We start from the raw sequence: 9,388 nt of genomic DNA on the forward strand, positions 1-9,388 counted from the left end.
CGGGGGCAGACTCGGGTCAGGCCCGGCGCGCTCGTCGCACCGTCAGGAGTAACAGCACCAGGGCGGCCACCTGCAGCCCGGCGACCGCCGCGATCAACGCGGGACGCGCCTCGTAAAGGGCACCGTAGAGTGCGCCCCCGGCCAGCGCACCGGCCCCTTCGAACGCGGCAAAGACGCCATATGCCGATCCCTGCCGTCCCTCCGGGACGAGGTCCGCGACGAGCGCCTTGACGGTGGAATCCTGGATCCCGGTGGCGGCTCCCCAGATTGCGACGCCGGTGAGCACCAGGGCGATGCCGGTGGAGAACGCCAGCACGGGAACGGTCGCGATTAACACGGGCAGGGTCAGCAGCACGGCCGGGCCCATCCGGTCGTAGAGGATGCCGCTGCCGAGGGCGCCGATCGCCGCGGCGCCCATGGCTGCGGCATAGAGCAGCGGCACCACCGGCACCGGAACCGCTGCAGCGGTGGTCAGATGGTAGGAGATGACGCCGAACGCCACGAGGCCGGCGCTCCAGAAGAACGCGCACACCGCAAAGAGCAGGAAGACCCCTGAGAACAACGACGGCGGGCTGCCGGCCGCGGCCGCCGCGCCGGTGGGGGCCTTTTCTGCGCCGGGCTCCGCCATCCGGCGGCGCAGCCAGAACAACAGCGCGAGGGCAATGGCGGCAGGGACGGCAAGGACGGCGAACGCTGCCGACAGGACGCCGGTGGCCGCCAGCACGGCAGCGACAATGACCGGTCCAAGCAACGCCCCGGTGAGATCCAGGGCCTTGTGCACGGCGAAGCCGCGCCCGCGCCCGACGCGTTTGGCCACGGAGGCCAACAGCACTGTCTTTGCCGGACTCCGCACGGCCTTGCCCACGCGGTCACCGACGATCAGCACCGAGGCGAGGGCGAGCCCGACGGCTCCCGCGGCCGGGGCGAAGGCCAGCAGCGGCACGCATACGGCCGTCATGGTGTAGCCGGCAATCGTGAAGGTCCAGTACTTGCGCGTGCGGTCCGCCCAGGGCCCGAAGACCAGGCGAAGGCCCTGCGCGGCGGCCTCGGCGGCGCCGGTGACCAGCCCAACCAGTAGGGCGGAGGCGCCAAGTTGGGCCAGCAGGGGTCCGGCGAGCGGTCGGGCGCCGTCGGAGACCAGATCGGTGGCAAGGCTGACCAGCCCGAAACCGACCACGGTGCCCCACGGCTGCCGGCCCTGTGCCGGGGTCGGCTTCGGGGCCTGGGCAGCGGGCCCTTCTGCCCCGGAGGGGGCAGTCGCCTCGCGCTCGGGCCGGTCCATTTCCCAAGGTTCGCGGACGCGGCCTGGATTGACAAGGGGAGACCGGACCGCCGCTCTGCGCGGCCCGGTGGCGCCTACCGGGGCGCCTTTGAACGTCAGTGCGGGCGCCACGCGCTCAACGCGCGGCGTGTCCGTGTCGATGTGCCCCCGGACCGCCGCCGAAGGTATCCCGGGCAGGTCTGGACGACAGGCGTCGATCTCTCGGAAACAAGCATCCGCCTTGCGCACAGCAAGGGACTTGAGGTGCGCGTAGCGAACGGGCGCAGGCTGCCCGTCCCTGACGGCACGTTTGCGGCCGCCTGGACCATGAGCACCCTCCTGCACGTGCCCAACACGCGGATCCACGACGTCGTCGGCGAACTCGTACGGGCGACCGCGCCGGGCGCGCCCATCGCCATCGGCCTCTGGTCCGGTGATGATGATGAGGTCCTGAACCCGGAGGACCTTGACCAACCCCGCCGGTTCTTCAGCCGCCGCAGAGACGCCACCGCCCGGCGCATTTTCGGTGAACATGGAGAAGTCGTAGACTTCGAGACCTGTCCGGAAGTGAAAGGTATCGTGTCCGGTCCCGGCGCTGGCCAGTGGACCCAGCATTACCAGTTCCTGGTCCTGCACACACCACGTTCCCCTGAGGGCGTGGACGCGGGTGGGCGGCCCCCGGAATCCCTGATGGACGCGATGAGCAGCCAGTCGCGTGCCGCACACATGGGGTCCATGACGCACCCGAATTTTCTTACCGACACCCAGGCCCGGATCGAAGCCGATCCGGAGGCCCGGTTCGCGGTGTCCCTGGACGGCTCGCCTACGACAAAGACAACTTTCGGTTGGGCGCCGACCTGGTCCGCACCTATGTCCGCAGCGTGGACACTGAATCCCTGCCGGCGACCGAAGCGGTCGAGGTCGCACGGCTGCGCCGCGGCATGAATGCGCTCACCGGCCGTGCCCGGGTCCTGGGTGGGCGTTACGGCGACCTTACCTTCACCGTCCGTGACGCCGGCGGTTCGGTTTTCGACTGGGTTGACAACACCGAGGCCCGCCGCACCGTGCAGTTGCTCGCAGGTTCCAACCGGGAGCCGGCTGGCCGAATCGCCGAACGGTCCCGCGGCTAGCTCAGCACCCGCCGGGCGGTCTTGCCGGCCAGCAGGTCGCCGGCGCGGGCCGGCACCAGATCGCGGAGGAAGTCCAGCCTGTCCGGCGCCGGGGTTCCGGCTGCCGCTGCCGCTACGGCCTCGAGCGCCGCCGCGGCTGTCTGCTGTGCGTCATCCGCGTCCATGCCCCAGGCTGTCCCCTCGCGCACGAGGTGCTCCAGGCTGATATAGCCCAGCCTCACCTGCCCGGAGACGGCGTGGCCGGCGTTGTTGCTGGGGGCGTAGAGCAGCAGGGTCGGCGCAACATCGTAGAGCGGGGCAAGCAGCACTTCGCCGCCGTCGCGGAGGATCAGCGAGTAGTTCTTGGAATGCGCGTCACCGTTGCCGATGGCCACGTTGAACGTGACGGACCGCAGCAGGTCCCTGCGGAACTCGGCGTCGTCACGCGCATGCGGTGCGGCCGCATTGACCAGCCGGGTCAGCCGTGAGGGCGGGGCCGAGTTCCCTTCGTACTTCGCCTCGCTCGCCAGTGCCAGGGCCTGGGTGAAGTCCTCCTGATGGAGCCGGCTTCCGTCCGGTGCCCGGTCGAAGCGTTCCACGATGATGGCCCGACGGGACCCGAAGGTGGCTAGGTGCGCCTTCGCTGCGGGCAGGCCTGCGGCCGCGGCCGTTCTCAAAGCCCAGTCCTCCGAAGTGAGGAGGTCAGGAATGGTCGAGTCCAGGGGTTCGGGTTTGATGATGTGGGTGGAGACCGCTCCTCTGCCGGGCCATGCCCAGCCGGCACCGTCCCGGGTCAGCAAAACTTTGGACTGAACCCCGCCCAGGGACGCTGTGACGAGGAAATCATCGGGCAGGTCCCAGGTGGGCAGCGACTCGACCAAGCCCGTGACCTCATCCACGGTCATGGGCTTGGCGGCCCCGGGCATCTCCGGCGCTTCTCCGGGCAGCAGGACTTGAACCGCGCCGGCGCAGTCTGCGCCCAGCACGCGGAGCAGGCCGAAGGCGTCCGGCACGGTGAGCCTGTTGTCTTTGGCCAGATGGGACCGCACCTGGCCTTCGGGCAGGAGCCCGTCGAAGAAGGTGTAGACCTCGGGCCCGTCAATCCTTTTCCGGCTTACGGGCATGGAAAGGGAGAGCAGGATGGGTCCGGAGCCGTACTCGGCCACGACCTCGGGGTCATATTGGAAGGACAGGCGCAGTCCGCTGCCTCGCAGTTCGCCGATCCGCCTGCCTCTCAGGAACACGTCCAAGGTCTTGCGGGCACTCATGGCCGGAGCTGAATCTTCGAGAACCGCGGCACGAGGGCGACGTCCCGACCGAGGACCCTGATCGCCTGCATGGCGACCACTACGGAGACAGCGTCGCCGCGCTCGAGCCGTACGACGGTTCCGCGCGTCACTTTGAGGCGCTCCGCCAGATCCTGCTGGGTCAGGCCCGCTTCCTTGCGCGCTTCGCTGATGGAGCGCCCCAGGGACGGTGCATCAACGGCGCGGTAGAACGGAGTCGGCTCGTCATGTTCCATATATCGATCTTATCGCCAAGAAAGACGAATGTTCAATATCTTGCACATTTTGAGATATTGGGCCAATGATCGATATTTCAGACATGCCCCGTCAGGCACGCTTTTCCTAAGCCGGCGGCAGGCCCCAGAACTCCGCGGCGTCTTCCTCGATAAACAGCCGGCGCGGGCTTGGCCCGCCGAAGAACACCCAGGTTGTCCCGCCGTCCGCCACGGCGTCGCCCCGGCCGGTGCCCGTTCGGGAGACGATTCATACTTACCGGGCACTTCTTTTGACGGATCACGCCCCGGCCGCACCTTTATAGTGCGGCCGGCGCTGCCCCACCGCTCCCGAAAGGATCATCATGGCCGCCCGGAAGAAAACCCGTCACGGCTTCGCCTTTCCGGCCGAGGTTGTCCGCAGCGCCATGGTCTACATTCCGCAGCCGACCCGCATGACAACCAGAATTCCCGCCGCCACGCCACAGGAACAACCAGCCGGATGGGCTCCCGCTCCGCGCAGCGTGCCGCCGCGACCCGCCACGACCAGAGGTGAGACCCGGAAGTCCGCCCAGGCACCGCTCCCGTCCATCAGGCCGACGGACCACGGCGGGCCTTTTCATGCGCCCGGAACGCGCCAGTAGGTACGTTTTCAAGCCCAGTGGTGACACTTCTGTGAAGCACCGCACACATACCCGGCATGAGCAACCGACAGATCCTCCAGTTGGCCATCCTGCTCGCCGCTTCGGTTTTCCTGCTACAGCCCGGCGCGACGGTGCACTTCCGCCACCGCCCGGTCCTTCGCCTGGTCAAGTAACCCGGCTCCGAGGAAACGTTCAGGGATCCCTGCACATAATGGTTTTGAAGCTCCGGTCAACCGCTATTTGACCGGAGTTTCGCCATTTCCCCGGTTCGGCAGCGGGTAGCCCAGGCTCTCCAGTCTGGCCAGGTGTCGGCTGATCCGGCGCTCCACGGTGGCGTTGTGGTTTTGGCCTTTACGGATCAACCCGCTTCACTTGGCGACGTGGCCGGCGCTGTTCTTGATGTCCTGGTCGGGGGCGCAGGTGGCAATCCGTTCCTGGAGTTCCAGCTCGGCCTGGGCCAGCAGCGCCGTGCGTTCGTGATCCACTCGTTGTTCCGGTCGATCTGCCGGGGCAGGAAGACGTGCGGGTTCTCCCATTTGAGGACGGCCTGTTCGAATGCCTTCAGGGCACGCTCGACGGGGATTGGGGCGCCGGGCGGGAAGTTGTTGCGGTAGCCGTTGCAGAACCCGTGGGTCAGGCGCAGGTTCTCCCAGGTGTGCGGTCCCTGCCGGCTCTTTTGACGGTGTGGTCCGCCTGCGGCCGGGACGGGTCGTACCGTTCCTTGGGGGTCACCTCGAACGGGGTGCGGCAGAGTCCGCAGATGCCGCCGTCGCGGACGTGCAGGACCCGGATGACGTCCTGGCTGTTATACATAACCGGCCGTTTCAGGTCATCGAGAACCATGGCCTCGTATTCCTGAGCCGACATGGCCCACACGCGCGGTGCCTCAGTCAAAGCTGCTCCTCGATCCGGGCCGGTATCCGTCCAGTTCTGCAGGGGCCCCGGCGCAGGAGGCCGTTTCTGGGCGCCCTGGCGCTGCTGATCTTCATGATCCTGCCGTCCAACCCGGCCGGCCAGCGGTTCGACCGGCCGGAGGGCGCGCCCGCCTACCCGGCCTACCCGGGTGCCTAGGACCACCCGGCACAGCAGCAGAGCCCCGGCGCGGGATTGAACTGCTCCGACCCCGTCGGGAATTGAGTATTACAGTAGATGCATGGCTGCCAGCCGCAATCCGCTCGATGACCTGCGCGAAACCATCGGCCATCTGGCCGATCAGCTCAAGCTGCCCAGTTCGGAGCGCGTCGACGAATTGGTCGGCGATCTTATCGGTGCGAGGCCCGGGCCGGCCCGGCCGCTGTCCGAAGTGCAGGCCGAGCTCGACGCGCTGGTCGGACTGGAGACCGTGAAGGAACAGGTGCGGGCCCTCGTCGCACTGCTCCAGGTCCAGGCCCGCCGTAAGACGCACGGCCTCCCGGAGGTGGCCACATCACAGCATCTGGTGTTCCTCGGAAACCCGGGCACGGGCAAGACCACCGTGGCGAGGCTCCTTGCCGAGATGTACCGCGCGGTCGGTCTGCTACAGAAAGGCCACCTGGTCGAGGTCGACCGTTCGGGCCTGGTCGGGCAGTACGTCGGCGCGACCGCCATCAAGACGGACCGGGTGATCCGGCGTGCGCTGGACGGCGTCCTGTTCATCGACGAGGCCTATGCGCTTGCTCCGGAGGACGGCCGGATGGACTTCGGCCCCGAGGCGATCGAGGTCCTGCTCAAGCGGATGGAGGACCACCGCCACCGCCTGGTCGTGATCGTGGCCGGGTACCCGCGGCTAATGGAGTCCTTCTTGCTCTCGAACCCCGGACTGCGTTCCCGGTTCGCCCGCGAGATCACGTTCCCCGACTACTCCGTCGACGCACTCCAGACGATCTTCCACCAGATGCTGGCCCAGCACCAGTACACGCTGGAACCGGGTGCGGACCAGATGCTGCGCCGCATCCTCGCCGGGCTCCACGCGGGCGAAGACTCCGGCAACGCACGGTTCGCCCGCACGCTGTTCGAGCAGGCACTCAACCGCCAGGCGCTGCGGCTGTCGCTCGACGAGGAACAAAGTCTCGACGCGCTTGATCGTGAGGCCGTCATGACGCTCACCGTGGACGACATCGTCAAGGCCGCGCTGGCCTTGGGCGAGGAGCCAGAGCCGGAACCGACGCCGGAACCGGAGCAGTCACGCTGGTGGCGCTGGCTGGGCTGACCGGATCTGCGGCGGATGTCAACTTGCGGGAAGCAGTTCAGATTGCGCCGGAGCTGTTCCTTGGCGCTGCAGACCTATTCAGCGGTCAACCGGTAGCGGACCCGGCGGCCGAGGGCCGCTTCGTCCTGGTCTATGTCCGGGTCGAACAGCGCATCCTCCCAGCCGTCCTGCCAGGCCTATTTCAGGTGGGTCATGCGTGAAGGTCCCCGGCCACTACAAACGGCGAATGGTCCATTCTCCGAGGTTACCTTGGCCCACCCGACCTTCCAGATCCGACCTAATTCCGTTCAGCCAGTTGTTCGGTGAGTCGTTCGATTTGTTCCGCGAGCCGGACCACTTCCAGTCGCAGAGGTTCCTCACTCGCATCGACGTCGGCTGCTGTCTGGAGCGCTACGTGCTCGACCATCCAGGATGCCACCGAGGCGGTGACAACTCCGAGCACGGCGATGCCTCCGATCATCAAACCGACAGCCACCAGCCGACCAATGGCAGTCACCGGGTAATGGTCCCCGTAGCCGACGGTCGTGATCGTCGTCATTGCCCACCAGAGTGCATCCCAGAAGTTGGTGATGTTCGACCCCGCCGCGTTTTCTTCCGAGTCGAGCACAGCCAAGCCGCCGGCGTAGACCAGCAGGATCGCCGAAGCCAGCACATACGTGACGATCCGACCGCGGAGGGCACCACCCCCGGTCCGGTGAAGAATCCGCAGAAGGGTAACGAGGCGCAGCAGCCTCAGCGGGCGCAGTGCAGGGAGGATAAGGATCACGAGCTCGTGGAGGTTCCGGATGAACCACTGCCCTCTCCGCGGCGCCAGCCACAGGCTAGCGGCGTAGTCTACTGCGAAGGCCGCGTAGGTGACCCAGATAACGACCTCGATGGCATCTGCCTGGCTGGCCGGGAGGTTGGCGATGACCTGGACGGAGTATGCAGCCAGGAATAGGACGGCGGCCGCGAGCATGGGCCACTCGGAGTATTTTCGCCAGAGCGCTTGAGTCATGTCCCCAAGGCTAATGGAGCCGACTCGTCCGTTTTCTTCGAAACCCTTGGCTGAAAAACGGAGGATTGACTTGGATCCATAGAATCATGGGCACGGGTATCTCCTCCGGCCGTTTTGAACGGCGGAAACCCTCTGTCCAAATAATGGTCGGCACCCTCCGACGCGCGAACTTGGCACAGCGGTTCGGGAAGGGCCGGAACAAAAATCACCGCGGCCCAACTTCGTGACCACGGATATTTTTCGGCCGTAGATGGCCGGGTAGCGACTTGCGGGGAGTTCAGACAGCCACTGGCCGCTCGGCTGACGCCGCCTCAAGAGTCTTGTTGAACTGGTTCTGCACGATGGCTGAGCCGATGGCGCCCAGAAGCAACATCAGCCAGAAAGCGGCATGACGGTCAAAACGCTTGCGCGTGAACGTCTCGACACCGACCGAATACTTCCACAGCCACACGATGTTGGCGATCGGAACGATCAGCAGCCACGCCGTCGGAATCGCCGTGCCGGATTTGTTCATTTCATTCTTCGTCTTGACGCTCCAGACTAGATGATTAATTCCTATTGATTTTGGGGTTTTAGTGGTCGTAGGCGGTGAGTGAGCGTTTGCGGGGTGTGTTGGTGTGCCAGTTGTGCCAGATCCCGGCGGCGAGTGCGCGGAGTTTGGAGGCGACGCGGGCGTAGACGCCTTCGAGGGTGCGTCCGCCGTGGTGTTCGAGGCCGAGTTGGCCTTTGAGGGTGTCGAAGACGGACTCGATCCATTGGCGGATTCCTCCGAATCGGCCGAATCGGGGTTTTTCGTCTTTGCGGTCCGGGCGGACCAGCGTGGCGCCGAGGTCCTCGGTGATGAACCGTTCGAAATCCCGTCCGGCGAAGCCTTTGTCACCGAGGATGACCTGTCCGGCGTGGATCAGCCGGTGGTCGTTGGTGAGCAGCGTCTGGGTGACTTCGCGTTCGCCAATCTTCGGGTTTGCCAGCCCCCAGATCACGGGCATGCCCTCCGGGGTGCTGATCAGGTAGAGCCGGAATCCCCAGAAATAGCGGGAGTGGGAGGCGCAGTAACCATACCCGGCGTGGCCGGACAGATCGGATCGTTTGACCGTTTCGCGGGACATGCCACAGGGCACCGGGGTGGAGTCGAGAAGGCGCAGGACCTCGGGCCAGGACGGGGTGTCCCGGGCCAGGGCCGTGATGGCCGCGGCGATGAGCGGCCCTGCCGCGCGGACCCGTTTGTTGTAGCCGGACTGGTGCGGGATATGCGGGAAATGCCCGCGCAGATGCGCCCTGGCATAGCGGATCCACCGGGACTCCGAGGATGAACCGTGCAGCAGTTGCTGGGCCACGACCAAGCACAGCAGTTCGGCATCATCGAGCCGGACCTTTCTGCCCCGCCGGCCGGATCGGGTGTATCCCAGATCCGGCAGGACACGGTCGGTGAGGAAGACATAGAGTGTGGTCAGGAGGGTGTTGAGTTCATTGTTCACACCAAGGGTTTAACACCCTCCGCAACCAATTAACAGACCCCGGGAGCGAAAGCGCCCGGGGTCTGTTCTGCATCAAGCCGGATTAGGACTTACTCATCTAGCCAATGTGCCCCTTGCGGGGCGCCCGTTCCGGGCTGAAAATGTGCCTGTGGCCGCCTGCCGACGCCGTTCCCCCTATGGTTCTTTCAGGCCGTCATCTAGCCGGGCGCCGGG

At 66.2% G+C, this 9,388-nt stretch carries 10 protein-coding genes; 3 read left to right on the forward strand and 7 right to left on the reverse strand.

Going from position 1 to position 9,388, the window contains the following annotated elements; all coding sequences use genetic code 11:
- Positions 1 to 16: 16 nt before the first annotated feature.
- On the reverse strand, positions 17 to 1,282 hold the full coding sequence (locus ABIB14_RS13260) for an MFS transporter (RefSeq protein WP_354236367.1): 1,266 nt from the start codon (positions 1,280 to 1,282) through the stop codon (positions 17 to 19).
- 141 nt (positions 1,283 to 1,423) lie between these two features.
- Between ABIB14_RS13260 and ABIB14_RS13265 the strand changes: the two genes are divergently transcribed.
- Positions 1,424 to 2,206 (forward strand): class I SAM-dependent methyltransferase, encoded by a 783-nt coding sequence (locus ABIB14_RS13265; protein ID WP_354236368.1) that lies wholly within the window; start codon positions 1,424 to 1,426, stop codon positions 2,204 to 2,206.
- Entirely contained in the window at positions 2,107 to 2,391 is a 285-nt protein-coding gene (locus ABIB14_RS13270; RefSeq protein ID WP_354236377.1) for a hypothetical protein, read from the forward strand. Before ABIB14_RS13265 ends, ABIB14_RS13270 begins: the two co-directional genes overlap by 100 nt.
- Here ABIB14_RS13270 and ABIB14_RS13275 read toward each other — a convergent pair.
- From ABIB14_RS13275 to ABIB14_RS13285, 3 genes are all read right to left on the reverse strand, one after another.
- Positions 2,388 to 3,638 (reverse strand): type II toxin-antitoxin system HipA family toxin, encoded by a 1,251-nt coding sequence (locus tag ABIB14_RS13275; RefSeq protein ID WP_354236369.1) that lies wholly within the window; start codon positions 3,636 to 3,638, stop codon positions 2,388 to 2,390. The two genes, ABIB14_RS13270 and ABIB14_RS13275, sit on opposite strands and share 4 nt — an antisense overlap.
- A complete protein-coding gene (locus tag ABIB14_RS13280; RefSeq protein ID WP_354236370.1) occupies positions 3,635 to 3,892 on the reverse strand; it encodes a helix-turn-helix transcriptional regulator in 258 nt (85 codons plus the stop codon). Before ABIB14_RS13280 ends, ABIB14_RS13275 begins: the two co-directional genes overlap by 4 nt.
- Positions 3,893 to 5,145: 1,253 nt before the next feature.
- The gene (locus ABIB14_RS13285; RefSeq protein ID WP_354236371.1) at positions 5,146 to 5,406 is read right to left on the reverse strand and encodes a hypothetical protein; all 261 of its coding nucleotides are present in this window, start codon (positions 5,404 to 5,406) and stop codon (positions 5,146 to 5,148) included.
- A 259-nt stretch (positions 5,407 to 5,665) separates the two neighbouring features.
- Here ABIB14_RS13285 and ABIB14_RS13290 point away from each other — a divergent pair, with 259 nt between their 5' ends.
- Positions 5,666 to 6,700 carry an AAA family ATPase gene (locus tag ABIB14_RS13290; protein ID WP_354236372.1) on the forward strand — a complete coding sequence of 345 codons (1,035 nt, stop codon included), beginning with the start codon at positions 5,666 to 5,668 and terminating at the stop codon, positions 6,698 to 6,700.
- A 277-nt stretch (positions 6,701 to 6,977) separates the two neighbouring features.
- On the opposite strand, the gene ABIB14_RS13295 is transcribed toward ABIB14_RS13290, so the two are convergent.
- From ABIB14_RS13295 to ABIB14_RS13305, 3 genes are all read right to left on the reverse strand, one after another.
- Positions 6,978 to 7,697 carry a potassium channel family protein gene (locus tag ABIB14_RS13295; protein ID WP_354236373.1) on the reverse strand — a complete coding sequence of 240 codons (720 nt, stop codon included), beginning with the start codon at positions 7,695 to 7,697 and terminating at the stop codon, positions 6,978 to 6,980.
- Between the two features lie 277 nt (positions 7,698 to 7,974).
- The gene (locus ABIB14_RS13300) at positions 7,975 to 8,211 is read right to left on the reverse strand and encodes a hypothetical protein (RefSeq protein ID WP_354236374.1); all 237 of its coding nucleotides are present in this window, start codon (positions 8,209 to 8,211) and stop codon (positions 7,975 to 7,977) included.
- 58 nt (positions 8,212 to 8,269) lie between these two features.
- On the reverse strand, positions 8,270 to 9,175 hold the full coding sequence (locus ABIB14_RS13305) for an IS982 family transposase (RefSeq protein ID WP_354236375.1): 906 nt from the start codon (positions 9,173 to 9,175) through the stop codon (positions 8,270 to 8,272).
- Between the last annotated feature and the right edge of the window lie 213 nt (positions 9,176 to 9,388).

The sequence above is a fragment of the Arthrobacter sp. UYEF3 genome (genome assembly GCF_040546245.1).
Classification (GTDB): domain Bacteria; phylum Actinomycetota; class Actinomycetes; order Actinomycetales; family Micrococcaceae; genus Arthrobacter.

What these genes read in the sequence shown, in the direction of transcription:
- ABIB14_RS13300 (WP_354236374.1), bottom strand. Translation starts at nt 8,211, where the DNA reads ATGAACAAATCCGGCACGGCGATTCCGACGGCGTGGCTGCTGATCGTT.
- ABIB14_RS13295 (WP_354236373.1), bottom strand. Translation starts at nt 7,697, where the DNA reads ATGACTCAAGCGCTCTGGCGAAAATACTCCGAGTGGCCCATGCTCGCG.
- ABIB14_RS13290 (WP_354236372.1), top strand. Translation starts at nt 5,666, where the DNA reads ATGGCTGCCAGCCGCAATCCGCTCGATGACCTGCGCGAAACCATCGGC.
- ABIB14_RS13280 (WP_354236370.1), bottom strand. Translation starts at nt 3,892, where the DNA reads ATGGAACATGACGAGCCGACTCCGTTCTACCGCGCCGTTGATGCACCG.
- ABIB14_RS13260 (WP_354236367.1), bottom strand. Translation starts at nt 1,282, where the DNA reads ATGGACCGGCCCGAGCGCGAGGCGACTGCCCCCTCCGGGGCAGAAGGG.
- ABIB14_RS13275 (WP_354236369.1), bottom strand. Translation starts at nt 3,638, where the DNA reads ATGAGTGCCCGCAAGACCTTGGACGTGTTCCTGAGAGGCAGGCGGATC.